At 76.0% G+C, this 26,789-nt stretch carries 7 protein-coding genes; 3 read left to right on the top strand and 4 right to left on the bottom strand.

Going from position 1 to position 26,789, the window contains the following annotated elements; translation table 11 throughout:
- Positions 1-69: 69 nt before the first annotated feature.
- The 3 genes from V2S66_RS00320 to V2S66_RS00310 all read right to left on the bottom strand — a co-directional run bounded on the left by V2S66_RS00320 (position 70) and on the right by V2S66_RS00310 (position 22,867).
- Positions 70-7,650, bottom strand: a complete 7,581-nt coding sequence (locus tag V2S66_RS00320; protein WP_330792100.1) for an amino acid adenylation domain-containing protein — start codon at positions 7,648-7,650, stop codon at positions 70-72.
- Positions 7,647-22,316 carry an amino acid adenylation domain-containing protein gene (locus V2S66_RS00315; protein ID WP_330792099.1) on the bottom strand — a complete coding sequence of 4,890 codons (14,670 nt, stop codon included), beginning with the start codon at positions 22,314-22,316 and terminating at the stop codon, positions 7,647-7,649. Before V2S66_RS00315 ends, V2S66_RS00320 begins: the two co-directional genes overlap by 4 nt.
- A gap of 332 nt (positions 22,317-22,648) precedes the next feature.
- The gene (locus tag V2S66_RS00310; protein ID WP_330792098.1) at positions 22,649-22,867 is read right to left on the bottom strand and encodes an MbtH family protein; all 219 of its coding nucleotides are present in this window, start codon (positions 22,865-22,867) and stop codon (positions 22,649-22,651) included.
- Positions 22,868-23,818: 951 nt separating this feature from the next.
- On the opposite strand from V2S66_RS00310, the gene V2S66_RS00305 reads away from it, so the two are divergent.
- A complete protein-coding gene (locus V2S66_RS00305) occupies positions 23,819-24,247 on the top strand; it encodes a hypothetical protein (protein ID WP_330792096.1) in 429 nt (142 codons plus the stop codon).
- An 85-nt stretch (positions 24,248-24,332) separates the two neighbouring features.
- Here V2S66_RS00305 and V2S66_RS00300 read toward each other — a convergent pair whose 3' ends face one another.
- Complete coding sequence (locus V2S66_RS00300; protein ID WP_330792092.1) at positions 24,333-25,001, bottom strand: alpha/beta fold hydrolase; 669 nt, start codon at positions 24,999-25,001, stop codon at positions 24,333-24,335.
- 151 nt (positions 25,002-25,152) lie between these two features.
- Here V2S66_RS00300 and V2S66_RS00295 point away from each other — a divergent pair, with 151 nt between their 5' ends.
- Both V2S66_RS00295 and V2S66_RS00290 read left to right on the top strand, forming a co-directional pair.
- Positions 25,153-25,986, top strand: a complete 834-nt coding sequence (locus V2S66_RS00295; RefSeq protein ID WP_330792091.1) for an AraC family transcriptional regulator — start codon at positions 25,153-25,155, stop codon at positions 25,984-25,986.
- Between the two features lie 75 nt (positions 25,987-26,061).
- Positions 26,062-26,697, top strand: a complete 636-nt coding sequence (locus tag V2S66_RS00290) for a TMEM175 family protein (protein WP_330792089.1) — start codon at positions 26,062-26,064, stop codon at positions 26,695-26,697.
- The last annotated feature ends 92 nt before the right edge of the window (positions 26,698-26,789 follow it).

Raw genomic sequence — 26,789 nt, 5'->3', positions numbered from 1 at the left:
GCCTGCCGGCGGGCCGTGGCTCGCGCGCGCCGGGAGCGCCCGCGCGGGCGCTCCCGGCCGGTGGCCGGCCTACGACGCGGCCGCCACGCCTGCGGGCGCCGGCAGGAAGCCCGTCTCCCGGCCGCGCGTCAGGTACAGGGCCAGCACCTCGTCGGTCAGCGCCGGCATGGTGACGCCGAGCGCCGCGAGATCCCGTGCGGTGCGGCGGGAGTCGAACCGGCGGGCGTCGCCGGCTTCCTGCCGGGGCCCCTCCTCGTCGCCGAGGAGCAGCTGCGCGGCGTTGTCGGGCCGCGCCGCGACCAGCGCCTGCCACCGCGCCACCGGCACCCGCCGTACCCGGTGCCCGAGGCGCGCGGCGACCTCGAAGACGCGGTCCAGCCCAGGCGCCCGCGGGTTGGTCAGGTGGAACGTCCGCCCGTCGGCCCGGCCGGACCCGACGACGGCGACGATCGCCGCGCTGACGTGGTCCACGGGCACCCAGTCGGTCGAGCCGTACGGCAGCTCCGGCACCGACTCCGCCTGCAGGCAGCCCTTGATGAGCTGCCAGAGCAGGTCGTGGTCCTGGCAGGCTCCGGTGGTGCTGTCGCCGCTGATGCGTCCGGGCCGGTACACCGTCACCGGCAGCCCCCGGTCGCGGGCCAGCCCCACCAGCCCTTCGGCCACCCACTTGCTCCGCGCGTACCCTCCGTGCAGCGCGGCGGCGGGTCCGGCCGGCGTCGACTCCGTGATCACCGCGGGCGTTCCAGGCGCCCCTGGCGTCCCCGGCGTCGCCGCGAAGACGCTCGTCGTCGACACGAAGTGCAGCCCCGGGGAGTCCGACTCCGCGAGCAGCCGCAGCAGTTCCTCGGTCCCCGCCACGTTGGGCGCGCGCAGGTCGCGGTAGCCGGCCGCGAAGTTGACGCGGGCGCCGTTGTGCACCACCGGGCCCAGGCGCGCGGCCAGCGCCGCCCGCTCCCGCGGGTCCAGGCCCAGCCGCGGGGCGGCCAGGTCGCCGGGGACGGCGTTGACCAGGCGCCCGTACGCCGGCCGCCACAGCCCGTAGCGCTCCAGGTTGGCGCGCAGACGGGCGGCGGCCTCGGCGGCGCTGCCGGCCCGGACCAGGCAGTCGACCGGTCCCTCGGTGGTCTCCAGGAGGTCGCGCAGCAGGAACGCGCCGAGGAAGCCGGACGCGCCGGTCAGCAGCGGCCGCGCGGACGGCCGCCGCGTGCGTGCGGCCGGGCGGCCGGATGCGGCGATGTCCTCCGGCAGCCGCACCTCGGCCGCCAGGTCGGGCTCGCCCGCGTCCGGCCCGGTGTCCTCCCCGTCGTCCAGCAGCCGCACGACCGCCGTGACGGTGGGCGCCGAGAAGATCTGCCGCAGCGACAGCCGCCGTCCGCAGGTCTCCTCGATCCGCTGGGCCAGCGTCACGGCGAGCAGCGAGTGCCCTCCCAGCGCGAAGAAGTCGTCCTCGACACCGACCTCGGCCACCGCGAGGGTCTGTGCGAAGGCCGCGCACACCGCACGTTCGCGATCGGTGCGCGGGGCCCGCCCGGTGCGCGGCGCGGTCCGCTCGGGGGCGGGCAGCGCCCGCCGGTCGGTCTTGCCGTTGGGGGTGACGGGCAGCGCGTCCAGCGGCACGAAGGCGGAGGGGATCATGTGGTCGGGCAGCACGGCCGCCAGATGGGCGCGCAACGCGGCCGCGTCGGGCGCCGCGGCGTTCGCCGAGGCCACCGTGTAGGCCACCAGCCGCCGTTCGCCGGGGACGTCCTCGCGGACGACGGCACACGCCGAGGCGACCTCGTCCCGCGCGGTGAGCGCGGCCTCGATCTCGCCCAGTTCGATGCGGAAGCCCCGGAGCTTGACCTGGTCGTCCACCCGGCCGCCGTAGGCCAGGCCGTCCTCGCGCGTCCACCGCGCCAGGTCGCCGGTGCGGTACATCCGGCCGCCCGCAGGGCCGAACGGGTCCGCCACGAACCGCGACGCCGTCAGCGCGGCCCGGCCCAGGTAGCCGCGGGCCACGCCCGCTCCGGCGACGTACAGCTCGCCCACCACGCCGGGCGGCACCGGCGCCAGCCGGTGGTCGAGCACGTGGACCCTGGTTCCGTCGACCGGCAGGCCGATCGGCACGGTGTGGTCGGGGGCGTGCGGGCCGTCCGCCTCCAGGGCGGGACTCATGGTGGCGCAGACGGTGGTCTCGGTCGGCCCGTACGCGTTGACCAGCGTGCGGCCCGGGGCCCAGGCGCGCACCAGGGCCGGCGGGCACGCCTCGCCCGCCAGCACGACGGTGGTCCCGGTGGGCAGCGCGCCGGCCGGCATCACGGCCAGCGCCGCGGGCGGCATCGTCAGGTGGGTGACGTGGCGGTCGCGGACCTGGGCGGTGAGCGCGGCGCCGGGCAGCAGCGCGTCCCGCTCGTCGACCTCCAGGCACGCTCCGCTCAGCAGCCCCATGCACAGCTCCCAGAACGCCGCGTCGAAGCTGACCGAGGCGAGCTGCAGGATGCGGCTGCCGGCGCCGACCCGCAGCCGCGTCCGCTGCGTGGCGGCCATGGCGGCCACACCCTGGTGGGTGACGACGACGCCCTTGGGACGTCCGGTGGAGCCCGAGGTGTAGATGACGTACGCCGGGTGGGCCGGCAGCACGGCGCGCGGCGGCGCCACCGGTGTCCCGGGCGTGACCGGAGCCGTCGCCGCCTGCGGGAGGTCGTCCACGCCGAGGTGGGGCGTGCCGTCCTCGGGGAGGCGCGCGCGGATGCCGGGCGTGGTGAGCAGCAGGCTCGGCCGGGCGTCGGCGAGCATGTAGGACAGCCGCTCCGCCGGATATCCGGGGTCCAGCGGCAGGTACGCGGCGCCCGCCTTGAGGACGCCCAGCACCGCCACGACCAGCGTGTGGTCGCGGGGGAGCGCGACCGCCACCCGGTCCTCCGGGCCGACCCCCCGCGCGGTCAGCCGGCGGGCGAGGTCGTCGGCGCGGGCGTCCAGCTCCCGGTAGGTGAGCGTGGTGCGGGCGTCACGCACCGCCGGCGCGTCCGGGGTCCGCCGCACCCAGCGGGCGAACAGCTCGGGCAGGGTCACCGCGGGCGCGTCCTGGGCCGGGCCGGTTCCCAGCGCGGTCAGGCGCCGCTGCTCGGCCGGCGTGATCGCGCCGTACGCGCGCAGCGGACGGCCCGGGTCGGCCGTGACGTCGTCGAGCAGTACCAACAGCCGCCGGGCGAGCCCGCGGACGGTGTCCTCGTCGAAGAGGTCCGTGGCGTAGTCGACCACGGCCCGCATGCCGTCGGGCGCGCCGTCCGCGCCGCGGCTCTCGGTGAAGGTGAAGGACAGGTCGAACTTGCTGGCCGCATGGTCGACGGGGAGCGCGGCGGCGGACAGCCCCGGCAGGTCGACGGGCGCGGCCGGGGAGTGGTTCTGCAGCACGAGCATGGTCTGGAAGAGCGGGTGGTGGCTCTGCGACCGCGCCGGGTTGAGCAGCTCCACCAGGCGCTCGAAGGGCAGGTCCTGGTGCGCGTAGGCCGACAGGTCGGCCTCCTTCACCCGGTCGAGCAGCTCGCGGAAGGTGGGGTCGCCGCTCAGGTCGGTGCGCAGCACCAGCGTGTTGACGAAGAACCCGACCAGGTCGTCGGCGGCCTCGTCGGTGCGGCCGGCGACGGCCGTGCCGAGCGGGATGTCGTCGCCCGCGCCGTGCCGGGCCAGCAGGAGCGCCAGCGCGGCCTGGAGCACCATGAAGACGCTGCACCCGCTCGCCCGCGCCAGGTCGGCGATCCCGCGGGCGGTCCGCGGTCCGACGGCGAAGTCGTGCGCGGCGCCGGCGTGTCCTGGCACCGCGGGGCGCGGCCGGTCCCAGGGCAGCTCGATCACCTCGGGGAGCCCGTGCAGCGCGTCCTTCCAGAAGGCGAGCTGGCGTGCCACGAGGCTGTTCTCGTCGTTCTCGTCACCGAGGAGCCGCTGCTGCCAGAGGGTGTAGTCGGCGTAGTCGACCGCGGGCGCGTCCCAGGAGGGCGCCGCGCCGCGCACCCTGGCCCGGTAGGCGGCGCCGAGGTCGTCGGCGATCAGGCCCAGCGACGACCCGTCGGCGGCGATGTGGTGGATCACCAGGACCAGCACGTGGCTGTCCTCTGCGGCCCGCAGCAGCGTCGCCCGCAGCGGCAGGTCGTGCTCGATGTCCAGCGGCGCGCCCGCCGCCGCCGCGACGCGCTCGCGCAACCCCCCCTCGTCGGTGCTCTCCACGGCCAACGGGAGCCTGACCGCCTCCGGGGCGGTGACGTGCTGGCGCGGTCCTGCGGCGTCCGCCGGGAAGCAGGTGCGCAGCGCCGGATGGCGCACCACCACGTCGTGCAGCGCGCCGCGCAGGGCGTCGACGTCGAGCGGTCCCTCCAGGCGGACCGCGAAGGGGATGTTGTACGTGGCGGAGGGTCCTTCGAGACGGTGCAGGAACCACAAGCGCCGCTGGGCGTACGACAGCGGGAGGACCTGCGGGCGCTCCTGCGGGACGAGCGGCGGCCGCGGCGGCCTCGCGCTGTCCTCCAGGGCGGCCGCGAGGGCGGCGGCGGTGGGGTGCTCGAACAGCGTGCGGATCTCGGTCTCCGTTCCCAGGACCGACCGGACCCGGCCCACCAGCCGGGTCGCGAGCAGCGAGTGGCCGCCGAGCGCGAAGAAGTCGTCGTCCACGCCGACGCCCGGCACGCCGAGCACGTCGGCGAACAGGCCGCACAGGATCTCCTCCTGCGCGGTGCGCGGCGCCCGCCCCGCCGGGCCGCCCGCCGGCCGGCCGGGCGCCGGCAGGGCCGCCCGGTCGAGCTTGCCGTTGGGCGTCAGCGGCAGCGCCTCCAGCAGCTGGACGGAGGCCGGGACCATGAACGCGGGCAGTGTCGCCGCCACATGGTCGCGCAGCGCGTCCGGGTCCGCCGCGGCCGCCGGCGACAGCACGGCGTAGGCGGCCAGGGCGCGCTCACCCGGCGTGTCCTCGCGGACCACGACGCAGGCGGTCAGCACCGCCGGATGGGCGCGCAGCACCGCCTCGATCTCGCCGGGCTCGATCCGGTGGCCGCGCAGCTTCACCTGCTGATCGGCGCGGGCCACGTACACGACGGAGCCGTCCGGCGCCCAGCGCGCGAGGTCGCCGGTGCGGTACATCCGCGCGCCGCCGCCGGCGAACGGGTCGGGCACGAAGCGCACCGCGGTCAGGTCGGGCCGCCCCAGGTAGCCGCGGGCGACGCCGGCCCCGGAGACGTACAGCTCGCCCTCGGCGCCGGCCGGCACCGGGCGCAGCGACGCGTCCAGGATGTACGCGCGCATCCCGTCCAGCGGGCGGCCGATCGGCGGTACGCCGGGGCCGTCGCCGGGGCGCACCCGCCGCAGGGTCGCGAAGGTGGTGGACTCGGTGGGCCCGTAGGCGTTGAAGAAGGCGGTGCCCGGATGGTCCGCGGCCAGCCGGCTCAGCACGCCCGGCGCCGCCGCCTCGCCGCCGCTGGCGACCACGCGCAGCAGCCCGAACACGTCGGGGTCGGTCTCGGCGATGACGTTGAACAGCGCCGTCGTCACGAACGCCGTGGTCACCCCGTACCGGGCCGTGAACTCCCGGAGCACGGCGGGCTGCAGCGCCCCCTCGGGGGCGACGACGACGCGGCCGCCCCTGAGCAGCGGCGTCCAGATCTCGAAGGTCACCGCGTCGAACGCGTAGGCCGAGTGCATCAGGACGGCGTCGGCGACGCCCCCGTCCCAGGTGCCGTCGGCGGCCAGCGCGGCGATGTCCGCGTGGCTGACACCGACCGCCTTCGGCGCGCCGGTGGAGCCGGAGGTGAACATCACGTAGGCGAGGCGTCCGCCGCCGACGGCGGCCGGCAGCGTCCCGGCCTCGGCCGGTCCGCCCGCCAAGACGCGCCCGGCCGGGTCGACGGTCACCACCGGGACGCCGGAACCGAGGCCGCGCACCCACGGGTGCCCGCGGTGGGCGGCGTCCACGACCAGCGCCCGCAGGCCGGCCGCCGCCGCGACGCGGGCCAGACGCTCCACCGGCCAGTCCGGGTCGAGGGGCAGGTAGGCGGCGCCCGCCCGCAGCGCCGCGAGGGAGGAGGTGACCGTGGCGGCGGAGCGGCCGAGGAGCACCCCGACCGCGTCCTCCACGCCGGTGCCCAGCCCCCGCAGCGCGCCGGCGAGTTCGCCGGCCAGGCTCGACAGCTCGCCGTAGGTCAGCTGCTCGCCGGCTCCTGTCACGGCGATCGCGCCGGGAGTGCGCAGCGCCTGCCGGACGACGGCCGCGCCGACGTCGGTGGTGGGCACACCGGGCGGCAGCTGCCCACCGCGTCCCCAGTCCATCAGGGTGTCGTGCTCGCCGTCGAGCAGGAGCGGGACGGCGTCGACGCGCCCGCCGAGCCCGTCGGCCATCGCGGTCAGCACCGCCCGCATGCGGGTGAGCAGGCGCGCCGTCGACGCGCGGTCCAGGACGGAGGCCCGGTGGCCGAAGGTGACGCGCAGGGTGTCGCCGGGGGCGATGGTGAGGGTGAGCGGGTAGTGGGCCGCGTCCGTGCCCCGGAAACCGGTCACGGTCAGGCCGGGCAGCGACCCCTGCGCGGCGCGCAGGGCCTCTGCGTCCATCGGATAGTTCTCGAACACCGCCAGGGTGTCGAACAGGTCGTCGAGACCGGTGGCCTCCCGGATGTCGGTGAGCCCCACGTGCTGGCTGCCGAGCAGTCCGGCCTGCTCCTCCTGGAGGCGGGCCAGCAGGGTCGCCAGCGTGTCGCCGGGCAGCCGGCGCACCCGCACCGGGACGGTGTTGATGAACAGGCCGACCATCGACTCGACGCCCGGTATCTCCGGTGGCCGGCCCGACACGGTGGTGCCGAAGAGCACGTCGGAGCGGCCGGTGAGGTGGGCCAGCACCAGACCCCACGCGCCTTGGACGAGCGTGTTGACGGTGAGGCCGTGCGCGCGGGCGGTCGCCCGCAGCCGCCCGGTCGCCGCCTCGTCGAGCTCCAGGACCTGCGTCTGCGGCAGCTCCCCGACGCCGTCCGCCGCCGCGGACGCCCGGCCGGCCAGCAGCGTCGGCCCCTCCACCCCCTCCAGCGCGGCGCGCCACGCGTCCAGCGCGGCGGTCCTGTCCTGTCCGGCCAGCCAGGCGGCATAGGTCCGGAAGGGGGTGACGCGCGGCAGGCCGCCGTCGTCGCCACCGCTCGCGTACAGCTCGAACAGCTCGCGCACCAGCACGGGCATCGACCAGCCGTCGAGCAGGATGTGATGGCTCGTCATGACGAGGTGGTGGCGGCGCGGGGCGGTGCGCACCAGCGCGAACCGCATCAGGGGCGGGGCGGTCAGGTCGAACCGGCGGGTGCGGTCCGCCGCGAGGAGGTCGGACAGCCGCTCCCGCACGGTGCCGGCGCCGTTGGCGTCCGCCGCCGTCAGGTCGTGCTCCGCCAGCACCACCGGCACCTCGGCCGCGATGGCCTGCACCGGCTCGTCGAGGTCCTCGTGCAGGAATCCGGCGCGCAGGTTGGCGTGCCGGTGCAGCAGGGCCGCGATCGCCGCGCGCAGCAGCCGTGCGTCCACCTCCCCTTCGAGGTCGAAGACGAACTGCGAGGTGTACACGTCCACGGCGTTGGAGTCGTACAGCGCGTGGAAGAGCATCCCCGCCTGCGTCGGCGTCAGCGGAAGCACGTCTTCCAGACGGAACCCGGTCACTTGCGTCCACCCCACTTGTTCTGCAGTCGGTCGAGTTGGGCCTGGTCGAGGGAGACCAGGGGGAGGTCGGAGGGCGTCCAGCCGCCGGCCTCCGGCCGGTCCGCGAGGCCGGCGACGGCTCGCAGCGCCTCGGCGAACAGCTCGGACAGCGCCGCCACGTCCTCCCGCGCCAGCAGGTCGCCGGCCCAGGTCCAGCGCGTCACCAGGGACGGGCCGTCAGCCGCGTCCTCGGTGTGCGCGTTGATGTCGAGGACGTGGTGGACCGGCATGCCCGGGTCCTGGCTGCGCGGGCCGCCGCCGTCGAGCACCACCTGCCAGTCGGCCGCGCCGGACTCCTCGGACGACGCGGACGGGGCGGCGTACCGCCCCAGGTAGTTGAAGCCGATCTGCGGCTCCGGCAGGGCCGCGAGCCGGACCCGGGCCTCCGGGTCGAGGTGGCGCAGCATCCCGTAGCCGAGGCCGTGGTCGGGGATCGTCCGCAGCTGCTCCTTGACGCGTTTGAGCGCGCGTTCCACCGGCACGGGGCCGAAGGGCCGCGGGCCGTGCGGATCGACAGCACCGGGGTCGAGCCGCACCGGGTACAGGCTGGTGAACCAGCCCACCGTGCGGGCCAGGTCCACGTCGTCCCCGATCGCCTCGCGGCCGTGGCCCTCCAGGTGCAGCAGGACGCCGGAGCCGTCCCGCCCGGACGCGTCCGGGGTCCGCGCCGCGCCGGCGCGCCGCGCCTGCCAGGCGGTCAGCGCCAGCGCGAGCGCGGTCAGCAGCACGTCGTCCACACCGCAGCGGAAGGCCGCCGGGACCGTGGTGAGCAGCGGCCGCGTCCACCGGTCGGGAAGCCGGCTGGTGACGGTCGCGGTGCGCTCGGCGGTGTCCAGGGCGGGATCGAGCGGGCGGTGCCCGAGCCGCGGTCCGGGGGAGCCCAGGATGTCCTCCCACAGCGGCAGTTCCGCCCTGCGCCGCGCGCTGCCGGCCTGTGCCCGCAGCAGGCGCGCCCACTGCGGGTAGGACGTGCCGACCGGTGCGAGCCCCGCCTGCCCGCCGGACGCGCCGCCGCGCAGTTGCCGCCATGCGGCGGCGAGGTCGGCGGCGAGCACGCGCCAGGACACCGCGTCGACGGCGAGGTGGTGCACGACCAGCAGCAGCCGCCCCTGGGCCCGCGCGCCCCGGTCGCACCACACGGCCTGCACCACGTTGCCCTGCGTGGGCCGCAGCCGGGCCATCGCCCGGCCGCCCGCCGCGCCGACGGCCGCGCGCAGCCCGGCGTCGTCCAGCCCCTCGGCGTCGACGCGGGTCAGGCGCTCCCGGGCCGCGACCGCGCCCGGCGGCAGGATCTCCAGCGGCTCCGCGCCTCCGTCACGGTCCAGGCGCAGCCGCAGGGTGTCGTGATGGTCGATCAGGCGCTGCAGCAGGACGGTCAGGTCGTCCTCGGTCGCGCCCGCAGGCGTGCGCAACACGGCGGACTGGTTGTACCCGTCGCTCGGGCCGGGCCGCTCCAGGAACCAGGCGGCGATGGGCGTCGGCGGCATCGGGCCGGCGCTCGGCCCGGACGACGCGGCGGCGCCGCGGTCCGGCACCGTCGCGACCGCGGCGATGGCCCCTGGCGTGCGGTGCACGAACACGTCGCGCGGGTTGACGCGCAGCCCCGCCTCGCGGAGCCGGCTGACGAGCTGGATGGACATGATGCTGTCGCCGCCGAGGGCGAAGAAGTCGTCGTCGGCGCGCACCTCACCGGTGTCCAGGACCGACGCGAAGACCTCGCACAGCAGCCGCTCCCGCGCGGTGCGCGGCCTGCCGCCCGGCCGGGCCGAAGGCCGCGGCGGCTCCGGCAGCGACCGGCGGTCCGCCTTGCCGTTGGCCAGCAGCGGCAGCGCGTCCAGGGGCACGAACACCGACGGCACCAGGGAGGACGGCAGCGTCGAGGACAGCAGGGCGCGCAGGTCGGCGTCGGACGGCGGCGCCCCGGCGTGCCGGTCCGCGACCGTGTACGCCACCAGGCGGCGTTCGCCCGGCCGGTCCTCCCGGAGCACCACGCAGGCGGCGGCGACCGCGTCCAGCGCGGTGAGCGCCGCCTCGATCTCGCCCGGCTCGATGCGCAGACCGTTCAGCTTGACCTGGTCGTCGGCCCGCGAGACGTAGCTGAGCAGCCCGTCCCCGTCCCGGCGCACCAGGTCGCCGGTGCGGTACATGCGGGCGCCGCGCGGCCCGTACGGATCGGCGACGAAGCGCGCCGCGGTCAGCGCGGGACGTCCGAGGTAGCCGCGCGCCAGGCCGTCGCCCGCCAGGTACAGCTCCCCCTTCACACCCGCCGGCACCGGCCGCAGGCGGGCATCGAGGACGTAGGCGCGGGTGTTGTCGACGGGGCGCCCGAGCGGCACGCCCGCCCTGCCCGCGCTTCCGGCCGCGGTCCCGGCCGTGCTGCCGCCCGCTCGTGCCGCCCCCGCCCCGTGGCGGTGGGCGGTGGCGTCCACGGTGGCCTCGGTGGGCCCGTACAGGTTGTGCACCGCGGCGCCCCAGGCGCCGGCGGCCTGCTCGGCCAGCGCCACCGGCAGCGGCTCGCCGCCGCAGAGCAGGGCGCGCAGCCCGGCCGGCGGCGCGGCGTGCGCCGTCTCGGCGAGGACGGCCGCCAGGTGCGAGGGCACGAACTGGGCGATCGTCACCCCCGCGTCCCGCATCCGCGCCAGCAGTCCGGCCGGGTCCTGGTTGAGGTCCGGCGGGACCGGGCAGGTGGCCCCGCCGTGCAGCAGCGGCAGCCAGGTCTCCCACACCGAGGCGTCGAAACTCGGCGAGGTGCGGGCGAGCACCCGGTCGCCGTCGGTCAGGCCCAGGTAACCGGCCATCCACGCCATGTGGTTGGTCAGCGAGCCGTGGGTGACGGCGACGCCCTTGGGCAGCCCGGTGGAGCCAGAGGTGTAGATGACGTACGCGAGGTCCTGCGGGCCGCAGGCCACCACGGGGGCCGGCGCACCGGTGGACCAGGCGTCCCGGTCGCCGAGGTCGAGCACCGGCACGGACGAGCGCGCGGGGACCTCCGGCGCCGGGCCCAGGGTGAGCAGGACCGCCGGGGCGGCGTCGTCGAGCATGTGGGCGATCCGCCCCGGCGGGTAGCCGGGATCGACCGGCAGGGCCGCCGCCCCCGCCTTGGCGACCGCCAGCAGGGCGACCACCTGGTCGGCGGTGCCGGGCATCGCCAGGGCGACGAGGTCGCCGCGGCCGATCCCGCGGCCGTGCAGGTGGTGCGCCAGGTCGTCGGAGAGGGCGTCGAGCGCGGCGAAGGTCAGGGTGCGCGCCCCGTCGCGCACCGCCACCGCGGCGGGCGTGCGGGAGCGCTGCGCCCGGAAGGCGGCGGGGACCGTGCGGGCCGCCACCGGGCGGCGTGCGCCGTGCGCGGTGCGGCCGAGAGCGGCCTCCTCGGCGGGGTCGAGGGTCCGGGCGGCGTGCACGCGCTGCTCCGGGTCGGCGGCGAGCGAGGCGAGCAGCCGGCTCAGCCGCCCGGCGAGGGCGCGGGCGGTCGCGCCGTCGAAGACGTCGGTGGAGAACTCCAGGACGGCGTCGAGACCGGCGGGACGGCCCGCCCGATCGCGGGTCTCGGTGAAGGTGAACGTCAGGTCGAACTTGCTGATGCCGGTGTGCACCGGCTGCGGCGTCACGCGCAGCCCCGGCAGCTCGACCACCGCCCCGGCCTGGTTCTGCAGCGCCAGCATGGTCTGGAAGAGCGGATGGCGGTCCTGGGCCCGGTCGGGGCTCAGCGCGTCCACCACCCGCTCGAACGGCAGGTCCTGGTGGGCGTAGGCGGCCAGGTCGAACTCCCTGACCCGGTCCAGGACCTCGGCGAAGCTCGGGTCACCGCTCAGATCGGCGCGCAGCACGAGGGTGTTGACGAAGAAGCCCACCAGCTCGTCGAGCGCCTCGTCGGTCCGCCCGGCCACCGGCGTGCCCAGCGGGATGTCCTCGCCGGCTCCGTGCCGGGACAGCAGGACCGACAGGGCCGCCTGGAGCACCATGAACAGGCTGCACCCGCGGGCCCGTGCCAGCGCCGCCAGGTCGGCGTGCGCCGCGGCGCCGACGGTGAACGCGAACGCGTCGCCCCGGTACCCGGACGCCGCCGGGCGCGGCCGGTCGTACGGCAGGTCGAGCGCCTGGGGGGCGCCGGCCAGAGCCGAGCGCCAGAAGGCGAGCTGCCGACCGGCCTGGCTGTCCCGGTCCTCCTCGTCGCCGAGCAGCTCGCGCTGCCAGAGCGTGTAGTCGGCGTACTGGACGGCGAGTTCCGTCCAGGCGGGCTCCTCGCCCCCGGTGCGGGCCCGGTAGGCCGTGCCCAGGTCGCGCACCAGCGGGGCGAAGGACCAGCCGTCGCCCGCGATGTGGTGCAGCACGAGCACCAGGACGTGGGACTGCGGTGCGAGCCGCAGCAGCCGCGCCCGCAGCGGAGGTTCGGCGCCCACGTCGAAGGCGTGCGCGACCTCGGCCGCCACCGCCGCGTCGAGCCGGCCCGCGTCGACGTCCGCCGCCGTGAGGTCCCGCGCCGTGAGGTCCGGTCGCACCGCGTCCGCGTCCAGCACCTCCTGGCGCGGCACGCCGCCGGTGTCGGGGAAGACGGTGCGCAGGCTCTCGTGCCTGGCGACGACGTCCCCCAGCGCGCTCTCCAGGGCCTCGCCGTCGAGTGCGCCGTCCAGGCGCAGCACGAGCGGCACGTTGTAGGTGTCGCTCGGCCCCTCCAGCCGGTTGAGGAACCACAGGCGCCGCTGCGCCGCGGACAGCGGCATCGGCTCCGGCCGGGCCGCCGCGCGCCGCAGCGGGACCCGCGCCCGGTCCGCGGTGTCCAGCGCGGCCGCGAGCAGGGCCGGCGTGGGGTGCTCGAAGATCGCCTTGACCTGCACCTCCACCCCGAGGACGGTGCGCAGCCTGGCGGCGAGCCGGGTGGCGAGCAGGGAGTGGCCGCCCAGGGCGAAGAAGTCGTCCTCCGGGCCGGCCGCCGGTATGCCGAGCAGGTCGGCGAACAGACCGCAGACGATCTCCTCGCGGGCGGTGCGCGCGGCGCGGCCGCCGGCCGGCGCGTCGCGGTCCGGCGCGGGGAGGGCGGCGCGGTCCACCTTGCCGTTGGGATTCAGCGGCAGCGCGTCGAGCAGGACGAAGGCCGACGGCGTCATGTACGCCGGCAGCGAGCGGCCCACCACCCGCGACAGGTCCGCGGCGGTGGGGCGCGCGCCGTCCGCGGGCACCACGTAGGCGACGAGCCGCCGGTCCCCCGGAACGTCCTCGCGCACGACGGCGAAGGCGTCCGCGACGCCCTCGCTCGCCGCCAGCACCCCTTCGATCTCGCCCAGTTCGATCCGGAACCCGCGCAGCTTGACCTGGCCGTCGGCGCGTCCGACGTACGCGATCTGCCCGTCGGGGGTCCAGCGGACCAGGTCGCCGGTGCGGTACATGCGTGTGCCGGGCGGCCCGTACGGGTCGGCGACGAACCGCGCCGCGGTCAGCGCGGCGCGTCCGACGTATCCGCGCGCCACCCCCCGTCCCGCCAGGTACAGCTCGCCCACGATGCCCTGCGGAACCGGGTTCAGCTGCTCGTCCAGCACGTGCAGCCGCATGCCGTCCAGCGGACGGCCGATCGGCGGCGGCCCGGCGGGCAGGTCCGCCGCCACGGGGTGGCGGGTGGCGAAGGTGGTGGTCTCGGTGGGGCCGTAGACGTGCAGGACGCGCAGTCCCGGGGAGGCGCCCGCGACCCGCTGCATGGCGTCCGGCGACGCCAGTTCACCGCCGGCGCACACGACCCGCAGGCCCGCGAAGACGCCGGGGTCGGTCTCGGCGAGGACGTTGAACAGGGCCGTGGTCAGGAAGACCGCGGTCACGCCGTGCTCGCTCAGCACGTCGCCGAGCGCGCTCGGCTCCAGAGCGCCGGGTGGGGCCACGACGACCCGGCCACCGCGCAGCAGCGGCGCCCACATCTCGAAGGTGCACGCGTCGAAGACGTACGCGGAGTGCATCAGGACCGCGTCCGCCGCGCCGTGGTCCCACGCCGAGTCCGCGGCCAGCGCGGCGACGTCGGCGTGCGAGACCCCGACGCCCTTCGGCAGCCCGGTCGAGCCGGAGGTGAACATCACGTAGGCGAGGGCGGCCGGATCGGGCGCCGCCGGCCGTGCGACCGTGCTCGGCGGCGCCCCGCGGACCACCCGCCCCATCCGGTCCACCACGAGGACCGGCATCCGGCGGGCCGCCGCGGCCGCCCAGGACGAGGCAGCCGCCTCCTCGTCGACGACGAGCATCCGGACGTCGGCCACCTCGGCGACCTGGTCGAGGCGCTCGGCGGGCCAGCGGGCGTCCAGCGGCACATAGGCGGCGCCGGCGCGGACCGCGGCCAGCGACGCCGACACCACGGCGGGAGAGCGCTCCAGGAGGACGCCGATCCGTGTCTCGGCGCCCGCGCCGAGCCCCGTCAGGGCGGCGGCCAGATCGGCGCAGACCCGGTCGAGTCCGGCATAGGTCAGGCTGTGGTCGGACCCGGTCCCCTCGCTCGCGGCCGCCATTTGCACCGCCACCGCGCCGGGCGTGCGGCGCACCTGGGCCGCGAACAGCGCGGGCAGGCTCGCGTCCGCCGCACCGGCCGGCAGCGCGCGGCCGTCGCCCCACCTGCGGATCTGCCGGCGCTCCGCGGGGGCGATCAGGTCGTAGCCGGCGAGTGGGCGGTCCGGGTCGGCGACCGCCTGCTCCAGCAGGCGCACCAGCCGGTCGGCGAGCGCGCGCACCGTCCCGGGATCGAACAGGGCCGTCGCGTACTCGACGCCGCAGGCGAGCCCGACGCGGTCGCCGACCCCGTCGCCGCCCCGCGTACCGCTCCCTTCGCCGCTCCCGTGCCGGTCCTCGGTGAAGGAGAAGGTGAGGTCGAACTTGGCCAGGCCGTTGTGGACGAGCCGGTCCTCGACGGTGAGGCCCGGCATGTCGGGCCGCGCGGACTCCTGGTTCTGCAGCACCAGCATGGTCTGGAAGAGCGGGTGGTGGTTGCGTGCCCGCACCGGGTTGAGGCTCTCCACCAGGCGCTCGAACGGCACGTCCTGGTGCGCGTAGGCGGCCAGGTCGAAGTCCCGGACGCGGCGCAGCAGTTCGCGGAAGGTCGGGCGGCCCGACAGGTCTGTGCGGAGCACCAGCGTGTTGACGAAGAAACCGACCAGCTCCTCCAGCGCCTCGTCGGGGCGCCCCGCCACCGGCGTGCCGATCGCGACGTCCTCACCCGCGCCGTGCCGGTGCAGCAGGGTGGCGACCGCGGCCTGGAGGACCATGAACAGGGTGGTCCCCGACTCCCTCGCCAGACGCGTCAGACCCGCGTGCAGGGCCGGCGGGACGTCGAAGGAGTGGACGTCGCCGCGCGCGTCGCTCACCGCGGGACGCGGCCGGTCCAGCGGCAGATCGATCAGGGCGGGCAGGCCGTCGAGCGCGGCGTGCCAGTGGTCGAGCTGCTCGCGCAGCAGGCCCTTCGGCTGCCCGGCGACGTCGTCGCCGGCCCCGTCCCCGTGCCCGTCCGGGTCCCCGTCGCCGTGCGCGTCGGCGAGCAGGGCGCGCTGCCACAGCGCGTAGTCGGCGTACTGGAGCACGGCGCCCGGCCGGCGCCCCGGTGCGCGGCCGTCGAGCCGGGCCCGGTAGGCGTCGCCCAGCTGCCGGGCGAGCGGCGCCAGCGACCAGCCGTCGGCGGCGATGTGGTGCAGCACGACCACGAGCACGTGGTACTCGGGCGCGGCCCGCAGCAGGCGCACCCGCAGCGGCAGATCGGTGCGGACGTCGAACGGCTCGCTCACGGCCGCGAGCACGGCCGCCTCCAGCCCGGCGGGGGAAACGCCCTCGGCGGCCGTGACCGGGGTCGCGTCCCCGGCGGGCAGGACGCGCTGGTACGGCACCCCGTCGCGGTCGGGGAACAGCGTGCGCAGCGCCTCGTGGCGGGCCACCAGGTCGCCCACCGCGGAGCGCAGCGCGTCGGCGTCCAGCGCGCCGCGCAGCTCCAGGACCAGCGGGATGTTGTAGGCCGGGCTCGGTCCCTCCAAGGTGTTGAGGAACCACAGGCGCTGCTGCGCGAAGGACAGCGGCAGCGGGTCGGGCCGCCGCGCGGCGGCCCTCACCGCCGGCCGGTCCTGCACGGAGGGGCCGAGAGCACGGGCCAGTCCGGCGGCCGTCGGATGCTCGAACAGGGTGCGCACGGCGAGATCCGCCCCCAGCACGCCACGCACCCGGCTGATCAACCGCATGGCGAGCAGGGAGTGGCCGCCGAGGTCGAAGAAGTCGTCGTGCGGGCCGACCGACGGGCGCTGCAGCACGTCGGCGAAGATCCCGGCGAGCAGGTCCTCCCGCGCGCCGCCCGGCCGCGGCCTGGCGTCGGGGGAGCCGGAGTCCCGCACCGGCTCCGGCAGGGCGCGCCGGTCCACCTTGCCGTTGGGCAGCAGCGGCAGGGCGTCCAGGACGACGACGGCGCCGGGCACCATGTAGGAGGGCAGCGTCCGCGACAGCGCCTCGCGCAGCGCGCCGGCGCCCGGGGCGCCGCCGGGGACCACCGCGTACGCCACCAGGTGCCGGTGCCCCGGCCGGTCCTCGCGGATCAGCGCGCAGGCGCCGGTCACGCCCGGGCAGGCCAGCAGCGCGGCCTCCACCTCGCCCGGCTCGATCCGGAAGCCGCGGAGCTTGACCTGGTCGTCGGCGCGCGCGACGTAGTCGAGCAGGCCGCGGGGGTTCCACCGGACGAGGTCGCCGGTGCGGTACATCCGCTCACCGGCCCCGGCGAACGGGTCGGGGACGAAGCGGGCCGCGGTCAGCGCCGGGCGGTCGAGGTAGCCGTGGGCCAGGTTGGGCCCCGACAGGTACAGCTCGCCGGTGACGCCCGGCGGCACCGGGCGCAGCCCGCCGTCGAGCACGTAGGCCCGCATGGTGTCGACGGGCCGGCCGATCGGCACGCCCTCCTGGCCCCTGGCGTCGCCCCCGGCGCGGTGGGCGGTGGCGTCGATCGTCGTCTCGGTCGGGCCGTAGAGGTTGTGCGGCTCGGCCCCCCACACGTCGGTGACGGCGTCGGCGAGGGCACGCGGCAGCGGCTCGCCGCCGCAGAGGACCGCGCGCAGCGCGGGCAGCGCGTCGCCGCCGGCCGCCTCCGCCAGCACCAGGGCCAGATGGGAGGGGACGAACTGGGCGACCGTGACGGCGAACCGGCGCATCCAGAACAGGACCTGGTCGGGTTCCTGATTGGCGTCCTCCGGCAGCACGCACACCTCGGCGCCGGACATGAGGGGCAGCCACGTCTCCCAGACGGAGGCGTCGAAGCTGCTGGAGGTACGGGCCAGGACCCGGTCGTCCGCGGTCAGTTCCAGGTGGCGGGCCAGCCAGGCCATGTGGTTGGCCAGCGCCCGGTGCGGCACCACGACGCCCTTGGGACGGCCGGTGGAGCCGGAGGTGTAGATGACGTAGGCGGCCTCCGCCGGGTGCGGCGGCGCGGGCAGCGGCGCCGCCGGATCGGCCGCGGAGGTCTCCGGGTCGTCGAGGGCCAGCCAGGGCAGGTCCCCTGCGGGCAGCTCCGGGCGCAGCCCGCCGGTGGTGAGCAGCAGCGCGGGCCCGGCGTCGTCGAGCATGGCGCGGATGCGGGCCCGCGGGTAGCGCGGGTCGACCGGCACGTAGGCGGCGCCGGCCCGCAGCACGGCCAGCATCGCCACCACCGTCTCCGCGGACGGCGGCACCGCGAGGGCCACCAGGTCCCCGCGTCCCACCCCGTGTTCGCGCAGGACGCGCGCGAGGGCGTCGGCGCGTGTGTCGAGTTCGGCGTAGGTGAGGCGGGAGCGGGCGTCGCGCACGGCGGGCGCGTCCGGCGTGCGGGCCGCCTGGGCCCGCACCGCCTCGGGGGCGGTGAGCCGCGGCACCGGCCGCTCGTCGCCGCGCCCCTGCGCGAGCAGCTCCGCGGCCTCTCCGGGCGCGAGGGGGTCGAGGCGGCCGACGGGCAGGTCGGGGTCGGCGACGGCCTGCGCCAGGACGCGGGTGAAGCGGTCGCACAGGGCGCGGGCGGTCGCCTCGTCCCACAGGTCGGTGGCGTACTCCAGGTACCCGTCGAGCCCGGTCCCGGACCCGCCCCGGCGTCTCGGCGGTCCGTCCGCCGGCTCGGGCCGGGCGTCCGCCGGTCCGCCCCCCGCCTCCTCGGACGAGGCGCCGACCGCGGACGGGCCCCCGGTCGGGGACGGGTCACCCGCCGGATACGGGCCGCCGGTCTCGGTCAGCGAGAAGGTCAGGTCGAACTTGCTGGCCCCGGTGTGCGCGGACCGGTCGTGCACGGTCACCCCGGGCAGGTCGAGGTCCGCGGCGCGCTGGTTCTGCAGCACCAGCATGGTCTGGAAGAGCGGGTGGTGGCCGCCGGACCGCGCCGGGTTGAGCTCCTCCACCAGCCGCTCGAACGGGATGTCGGCATGGCTGAAGGCGGCCAGGTCGAACTCCGCGACCCGCCCGAGCAGTTCCCTGAACGTCGGGTCGCCGGACAGATCGGTCCGCAGCACGACGGTGTTGACGAAGAACCCCACGAGGTCGTCCAGCGCCTCGTCGGTACGGCCGGCCACCGCCGTGCCCAGCGGGATGTCGGTCCCCGCGCCGTGCGCGTGCAGGGTCGCCGCCAGCGCCGCCTGCAGCACCATGAACGGGGTGCAGCCCGACAGGCGGGCCAGTTTCACCACCGCGGCGTGCACGGACGGCGGCACGGTGAAGGGCTGGGTGGCGCCGCGGTGGCTCGGCGCGGCGGGCCGGGGCCGGTCCGCCGGCAGGTCCAGGACGTCGGGGATCGCGCGCAGCGCCTCCCGCCAGAAGGCCAGCTGGCGCGCGGCCGGCGCGTCGCCGTTGCCGTCTTCCCCGTCCCCGCCGGCGAGCAAGTCGCGCTGCCAGAGGGTGTAGTCCGCGTACTGCACGGGCAGCTCGGGCCACTCGGGCGCGCCGCCGCCCCGGACGCGTGCCCGGTACGCGGCACCGAGGTCGCGGCTCAGCGGCGCGAGGGACCAGCCGTCCGCGACGATGTGGTGCAGGACGACGACCAGCAGATGGTGCGCGGGCGCCGGCGCCAGCAGGTGGGCGCGGACCGCCGGGTCGCCCGCGAGGTCGAACGGCGCGGCGGTGAGCACCCCGGCCCGCTCCCGCGCCCAGGCCGCGGCCGCCTGCGCGTCCGCTCCGGCGGGAGGCTCCTCGACGACCAGCGGCATGAGCGCCGCCGCCCGCGAGGCGTCCAGGATCACCTGGCGGGGCACGCCGTCGTCCTCCGCGAAGACGGTGCGCAGGCTCTCGTGACGGGCGATCACGTCGGCCAGCGCGTCCTTCAGGACCTCGGTGTCCAGCGGCCCGCGCAGTTCGAGCACCAGGGGGACGTTGTAGGTGTCGCCTGCGTCCTCGGCGCGGTTGAGGAACCACAGCCGCTGCTGCGCGAAGGACAGCGGGAGCACCGCGGGCCGCGACTGCGGGACCAGCACGGGCCGGGCGGCCGCGGCGGAGTCCACCGTGGCCGCGAGCGAGGCGACCGTGGGGTGGTCGAAGAAGGTCCGCAGGTCGACCTCGACGCCCAGCGCCGCCCTGACCCGCCCGATCAGCTGCGTGGCGAGCAGGGAGTGCCCGCCCAGCGCGAAGAAGTTGTCCTCGGCCCCGACGGAGTCGAGGTCCAGCACGTCCGCGAACAGTCCGGCCAGCACCTCCTCGTGGGAGCCGCGCGGCGCCCGGCCGGCGGAAGCGGCGGCGCGCGGCGCCGGCAGCGCGCGCCGGTCGACCTTGCCGTTGGCGTTCAGCGGCAGCGCGTCGAGCGTGACGAACGCCGACGGCACCATGTACGGCGGCAGGGTGCGGCCCAGCAGCCGTACGAGGGCGGACCGCCGCGGCGCGTCCCGGCCGGCCGGCACCACGTAGCCGACGAGCCGGCGGTCGCCGGGGGAGTCCTCGCGGACCACCACGCAGGCCGCGCCCACGTCCGGGTCGGCCAGCAGGGCGCTCTCGATCTCGCCGGGCTCGATGCGGAACCCGCGGAGCTTGATCTGCCCGTCCGCCCGTGCGACGTACTCGACCGCGCCGTCCGCGGTCCACCGGGCCAGGTCACCGGTGCGGTACATGCGCCGGCCGCCCCGCTCGTGGGGGTCGGCCACGAACCGGGTCGCGGTGAGCGCCGGACGGCCGAGGTAGCCGCGGGCGACGCCGGCGCCGCTGACGTACAGCTCGCCGACCACGCCGGCCGGGACCGTGCGCAGGTCGGCGTCGAGCACGTACAGCGCCATCCCGTCGAGCGGGCCGCCGATGGGCGGCACACCCCCGCCGTCCCCGTCCAGCGTGTGGCGGGCCGCGAAGGTGGTGGTCTCGGTGGGGCCGTACACGTGCAGGACCCGGGTGCCGGGCGCGGCGGCGGCGACCTGCTGCATCACGCCGGGGGAGGCGGCCTCGCCGCCCGCGCTGACCAGGCGCAGCCCCGAGAAGGCCTGGGGATCGGCCGCGGCGATCACGTTGAACAGCGCCGTGGTCAGGAAGACCGCGGTGACCTGGTGGCGCCGCACCGCCTCGCGCAGGTCGCGGGCCTCCAGGACCCGGCCGGGCGCCACGACGACGCGGCCGCCGCCGAGCAGCGGCGCCCAGATCTCGAAGGTCACCGCGTCGAAGACGTAGGCCGAGTGGAGCAGGACCGCGTCGGCGGCGCCGTCCCGCCAGGCGGAGTCCGCGGCCAGCGCCAGCACGTCCGCGTGGGTGACGCCCACCGCCTTCGGCGCGCCCGTGGAGCCGGAGGTGAACATCACGTAGGCGAGCTGCTCACCGCGGACCGCGGCCGGCAGCCGGCCGGGGGAGGGCGGCGCGCCGGCCACGACGGCGCCCCGGGGGTCGACGACGATCACCGGCAGAGCGGCGCCCGTCTCCTTCACCCAGGGCTCGCCTGCCGCCTCCTCGTCGACCACCAGGGCCCGGACGTCGGCGGCGTCCCGCACCTCCCGCAGCCGGGCGGCCGGCCAGGTGGCGTCCAGCGGCACGTAGGCGCCGCCCGCGAGCGTCACGCCGAGCGTGGCGGTCACTACCGCGGCGCGGCGACCCACCAGGACGGCGACACCGTCCTCGGCGCGCACCCCCCACCCGGTCAGGGCCGCCGCCAGGCCGTCCGCGGCCTGTTCCAGCTCGCGGTACGACAGCACCCGCGCGGCGTCGGCCACCGCGGGCGCGTCCGGGGTGAGCGCGGCCTGCGCCCGGAACGCCTCGGGGAGGCTCGCGGCCCGCGGACCCAGTGCGGCGCCGCGGCCGCGCGCCAGGAGCTCCGCCGCGTCCGCGGCGCCGAGCAGCGGGATGTCGCGGACCGGGGTGTCGGGCTCCGCGCCGGCCAGCGCGGTGAGGAAGGAGGCGATGGCCCGCTGCTGGAGCCGCACGTCGTCCGGGTGGTAGAGCCCGGGGGCGGCGTCCAGGCCGATCAGCGGCCCGGCCTCCTCCGACCGTTCGGAGACGAAGAGCGAGACGTCGTCGACCGGGCCGATGGACAGCAGGCGCGAGTCGGCCGGGCTGCCGGCGAAGTCGAGCCCGTAGTCGTAGCCCATCACGTTGACGACGATGTCGGTCAGCCGCGCCGACCCGTCGGCGACGCGCAGTTCGCGGGCGAGCTGCTCGCGGGAGAAGCGGCGGTGCCGCAGCGCGCCGCGCATCTCGTCGGCGGCGGCGCGGACGAGGCCGCCGAGCGTCGGGTGTGCGGCGAGGTCCACCCGCACGGGCAGCACGTTCGCCGTCATGCCGACGGCGTGCCGCAGCCCGCCGTGACGGCCGGTGGAGGCGATGCCGACGGTCACGTCCCGGCGCCCGGTGGCGCCGCCGACGTACGCGGCGACCGCGGCCACCAGCGCGGCGCTCCAGTCGGTGCGGGCGGTCGCCGCCAGGCGTCTCAGCCCGTCGAGGACCGCGACGGGTAACGTGTCGCCGCCGTGGAGGCGGACGTCGGTTCCGGGGGCGCTCCGCGGACCCGTGTCGCCGCGCCTGGCGATGAGGGGGCGGTCGGCGGCGTCCGCGACCTGCCCCGCGGCCCGGTCGGCGAACCGGGCGGTCCAGTAGGCGCGGTCGGCCTCATAGCGCTCCGAGGCGAGGTAGGCCGTCTCGTCGGCGACCAGCTCGCGCACGGAGGCCGCGCCGGGCCGCCGCGCGCCGGTGTCCTCACCGCGCACGGTGCGGGTGTAGAGATCGGCGATCTCGCGCGCGACCACGGAACCGCTGAGGCCGTCGATGGCTATGTGGTGGTAGCGGGTGTACCAGTAGTGCAGTGCGGGACCGAGACGCAGCAGCGCGAAGTGGTGGCGCGGAGCGTCGATGGTGTCGACGGTCGCCATGTCGCCCGCCATGTACTGCTCCGCCGCCGCGACCGGGTCCTCGCGCCCGGAGAGGTCGATCACCCGCAGTCTGTGGTCGGCGCCGGGCGCGCGGGGGACCACCCGCTGGCGCACGACGCCGTCCTCCGCCACGAATTCGACGTTGAGGCTGTCGTACCGGTCGAGTGTTTGTGCGACGGCGCCTGCGAAGAGCGTCTCGTCCACACCGCCGCGGATCTCCAGGCACTCCGCGATGTTGTACTTGGGGCTGTCCGGATCGACGTGCTGCCCATACCAGACCCCCTGCTGGGCCAAGGTCAATCCGAAAGGCTCCCGGGATGTCGGACCAGCGGAGCCGGAACTATCTGCTTGCATGGCGAATCTACCTCTTCACGGCAAGGTCTGCGGGGACGGTGAAGGCGGCGCGGGACAGCACATCACGCCGATGATCCGGCGCCGGCGGCAGGCATGCGTGCGGCCGGCGGGAAGGGAAAGGGCGGACGGCGGAGAGCCGCAGCCCCGGAAATGGCGCCACATGACGTCACATGACGTCAACGGCTCCGCGCGGTCGTCGCCGCCGAGAGCGGTCGGCACGGCGAAAGGGCGGCGCGGGCCCGAACAACGTCCCCCACGGCCCGGCCCGTGGGGGATTGCGGTACGGCAGGCGGGGGCACGGCCGCCGCGTCGCAGGGTGTGTCTGGAGCGTCCTAGCCGGCGTCGGCCTCCATCGCGCGCACCAGGCTGGCCGGGCGCATGTCCAGCCACGCCTTCTCTATCGCGTCCAGGCACTCCTGGCGGGAGCCCTCGGGACCGTCGGCGCGCCAGCCGTCCGGGCGGTCGACGTGGGCCGGCCACAAGGAGTACTGCCCCTCGTCATTCACCAGGACCAGAAATTGGCCTGACTCGTCGTCGAATGGATTGGTCACGATCCCACCCCGTTCTCTCGTTCTCAATTGTTCACCGTGTATTTCAGTGTCGCTGCCGCGTTCATCCGGGGTGCTTCGGCGAAGTGATCGGGCTATGCCCAGCAAATTCGCCGAACCGGTTCTCCGCTGTGGCCGTGTCAGCGTACATGAGCGTTCCTGACGTGTCCGAAAGACCGAGATCCGGTCCGTGGATGGCTGATTCGGCGCGGGTGGCCGCCGGTGGCCCACGGCGACCTGGTTTACATCCGAGAGCCGGGGTAGTTAGCGCTTCCGCGGCGGCGAACAAATGGTCGATTCACCTGTTCGAGTGCCCGTATCTGCGGTTTTTTCGGAAGTCCGCTCCGGTCCCCCGACCCTGACGCATAAATCCTTGGGGTATGAATGACGCATAGTCATCGGAGTGGGGCGGCAGTGTGCCGGTCACCATGGGCCACCGTTCTTGAAATGGCCAAAGTGATGCCTGGTTCCCGCCACCGGCCCGCCCATCGCAATGGCACAATCGATTGGCATAGGACACTCGCGCCGGAGTCGGCGGCCCGGCGAAAGCGCAGGTGAGCCCCTCTGCGCCGGCGGCGCTCACCGGCCGGGGCGGCGGAATCGGGCCGCGGGCTCCCCGCCGAGAAGGGGAAATCGGTCATGCGGCGCGGCGCGGAGTCGACGCGCGTCACGTCCTCCGGGTCCGGTAGGCGTCCCGGACGCGGAGAGATCTACGCACTTGACCGTATGCGGGCGCGGACGGCTCGGCCGCGCCGATCGTCACGCCTCGTACGGTCAACGCTGTACCCAGCCGGCTGCCGGCTGCCGGCTGCCGCGGCCCCGGGGTGGTGGACGCCGGATCGGGGTGCGGGGCGGGCCGGTTGACCTGTTCCGGTACCGCACTTGACGAAGTCATGACCAGCCTCATAGCCTCCACGCCAATTGATCTTGCTCGGCCTGCTTCGGAGTGGACATATGAGGAACCTGACCAAGCTCGGCGTGCTCGCGGCGGGCGCCACCCTGTTCATGACGCTCGGGGCGTCGCCGGCCAACGCGGCCACGGCCTACGCCTCCTGCGCCACCGACGGTGCCAGCGGCTCGGTGAACATCTCCAACTGGAACCTGAAGGGCAGCGTCACCGGCATCACGCTGGAGGTCTACGACGAGCAGTCGGACGGCCACCACCCGGCGATCCGGCTCGCCGTCCCGTCCACCGGCGACAGCTGGAGCTACTTCGGGTGGCACGCGGACTACGACGGCTACGGCACCTACGTCTCCGTGCCCACCTACATCAGCTCGGTGCCGGGCGGCACGGTCATGGCGATCCGCATGGAGGTCGCCAACATGGAGGGGAGCAAGGTGCTGAACTACTGCGCCAAGGAGTTGAACAACCCCGTGGTCTGACCGCTCGCCGCGCCGCCGCCGAAAAGACGCGGCCTGCCCGCGGGGCCCGCCCGAGCACCGACTCGTTCGTCGACGCGTGCGCCGTTCACCCGCCGAGCAGCAGTGCCGCGACCGCCTCCGGGGCCTCGTGCATGGCGTCGTGTCCGGTCGGGAGATCGTGAACCTGCCAGGCGGGATCTGCCTGGAGCCGGGTGCGCAGCGCGGCGAACGGCGTCCGGTCCTCCCACCCCGAGCAGTAGACGAACTCCCGGCGGGGGACCCGGGCGAACGCGCCGGTGAGCCGGACCGTCTGCAGGAACGAGGCGAGGGGATGCGGACGGCGGCGGGGATCGCCGCCGTCCGGCGGGCGGACGGCGTAGCCGGTGGCAGCGGCGCCGGCGGCGAACACCCGCCGGAAGTGGTCGTTCGTCGACGACCAGCACGACTCGCCGTCGCGCGGTACATAGGCGTCGAGATGCACCAGCCGCGCGATCCGGCCGCCGGCGCGGTCCGCGGCGGCGGCGATCACCATCCCGGCGTAGCTGTGGCCGACCAGCGTCGCGCCCGCGATGCGGTGGCGGTCGAGATGCCGCACCACGTCGGCGGCGTGCGTGTCGAGGCCGGCGGTCGCCACGGTCGCGTCGTCGTCGTCCGGCCGCAGACCGGTCAGGGTGAGGGCGTGCACGGTGTGACCGGCACGCTCCAGCAGCGGAACCACCGCCTCGAACGACCAGGAGCCCTTCCAGGCACCGGGCACCAGCACGTACGTCGTCATCTGTCTCTCCTCATCTCACGCCGCGGCGTCGAGGCGCCCTGCCCCGACGCCGTGCGGTCCGGCCGGCCGCCTCGCACGACGGACGGCCACCGCGCACAGGGGAAGTCTTCCGGGGCCGGCCGGTGGCGTGATAGCGCTACGATGCCAAGTGATGCCTGTTCGCCGCCAACCTCGCCGCACGTCCGAGGTGACGTCCTCCGTGTGGCCGTCCGGTGGCCGCCACCTCTGGCCGTCCGGCGGGACGAGCGCGGCGCAGTCGCACGCGCGGGGACACCTGGTCTACGCGGCAGGCGGCGTCCTGGCCGTCCAGACCGAGCGCGGCACCTCGATCGTTCCCGCCAACCGGATCGCCTGGACCCCCGCCGGGTTCACGCACCGCCACCGCGCCCACGGCGACACGGACATGCGGATCGTCTTCCTCACGCCGTCCCTCGCCCGGCTCGTACCGGACCGCCCGGCGGTGTTCCTGGCCTCCGGCCTCGCCCGCGAGATCCTGCTCGCCCTGACCGGGCCCGGACCCGGCCCGGAACCCGGCTCCGGCACCGGCGGCGACAGAGACGCCACGCCCGGCCGCAGCCGCCCGGCCCGCACCCGCCTCCTCCGGGTCCTCGTCGACGAACTCCGCGAAGCGCACGAACAGCCGCTGCACCTGCCCGAACCACGGGACGACCGGCTGCGGGCCGTCGCCCGGATGCTGCACGAGGACCCGGCGAGCAGCGCCACGCTGACCGAGCTCGGGAAGGCGATCGGAGCCGGCACCCGCACCCTCAGCCGGCTGTTCCGCGACGAACTGGGCATGACGTTCTACGAGTGGCGCACCCAACTGCGCATCCACCACGCACTCGTGCTGCTCGCCGACGGCCACGACACCACCCGGACCGCCTACGCCTGCGGATGGACCAACCCCAGCAGCTTCATCGCCGCGTTCACCGACGTCATCGGAACGACCCCGGGCCGCTACCGAACCGCCCGCCACGGCCGCTGACCGGCGCGTGCGACACTCCGGCCGCCGCGTGCGCGCCTGTCCCGCCGTCACACCCCCCGCACGTACGATCACCGAATGAGTCAGCGCCCGATCAGCCAGACCGCGGCGGCGGACGGTGACCCGAGTCGCCTGCTGGCCCTGGCCGACGGCGTGTTCGCCATCGCGATCACCCTGCTCGTGCTCAACATCGGTGTGCGCGACGGGCTCGACGACGCGGCGTTCCACCAGGCGCTGCGCGACGCCGTGCCGGAACTGCTGGCCTACGGGCTGAGTTTCGCCGTCATCGCCGCGCTGTGGCGCGACCACCGGCGGCTCTTCGGACGCGTCACGGAGGTCGACGAGCCGCTGACCCGGCTCGCGCTGCTGGGCATGGGCCTGGTGGCGCTGCTGCCGTTCCCCACCACCCTCCTGGCGGAGTACGGCCGCCGTCCGCAGTCGGTGGCGATCTACGCGGGGGCGGTCGCCCTCGTCGACGCCGTCCATCTGGCGATGCTCCGCTACGTGGCGTCGCGCCGGCGGCTGGTGAGCACGCCGCTGCCGGCCGCCGACGTCCGGCTGCTCACCGTGGACCTGGGCTCCACGATCGTGGTGTTCCTCGCGTCGGTCCCGCTCGCCTACGCCTCGGCCTCCGCCGCCAAATGGTGCTGGCTGGTGCTCGTCCCGGTGAAGGTGGGCGTCGGGCGCCTGCGCGCCCGGGTCGAGCGGGGCTGAGGCGGGCCGGCCCGCGGTCATAGCGCCGGCCCCGGGCTTCCGCCGGGCGGGGCCCCGGGAGGCCGAGGCCGCAGGCGTACCGCGATCAGGGG

The sequence above is a fragment of the Actinacidiphila polyblastidii genome, assembly GCF_036353415.1.
GTDB classification, from domain to species: domain Bacteria; phylum Actinomycetota; class Actinomycetes; order Streptomycetales; family Streptomycetaceae; genus Actinacidiphila; species Actinacidiphila polyblastidii.
This window is presented reverse-complemented; position numbering and strand designations above follow the sequence as displayed.

Excerpts from the sequence above, each read along its gene's own strand:
- V2S66_RS00315 (WP_330792099.1), bottom strand. The coding sequence starts at position 22,316 with ATGCAAGCAGATAGTTCCGGCTCCGCTGGTCCGACATCCCGGGAGCCT.
- V2S66_RS00305 (WP_330792096.1), top strand. The coding sequence starts at position 23,819 with ATGAGGAACCTGACCAAGCTCGGCGTGCTCGCGGCGGGCGCCACCCTG.
- V2S66_RS00300 (WP_330792092.1), bottom strand. The coding sequence starts at position 25,001 with ATGACGACGTACGTGCTGGTGCCCGGTGCCTGGAAGGGCTCCTGGTCG.
- V2S66_RS00295 (WP_330792091.1), top strand. The coding sequence starts at position 25,153 with ATGCCTGTTCGCCGCCAACCTCGCCGCACGTCCGAGGTGACGTCCTCC.
- V2S66_RS00290 (WP_330792089.1), top strand. The coding sequence starts at position 26,062 with ATGAGTCAGCGCCCGATCAGCCAGACCGCGGCGGCGGACGGTGACCCG.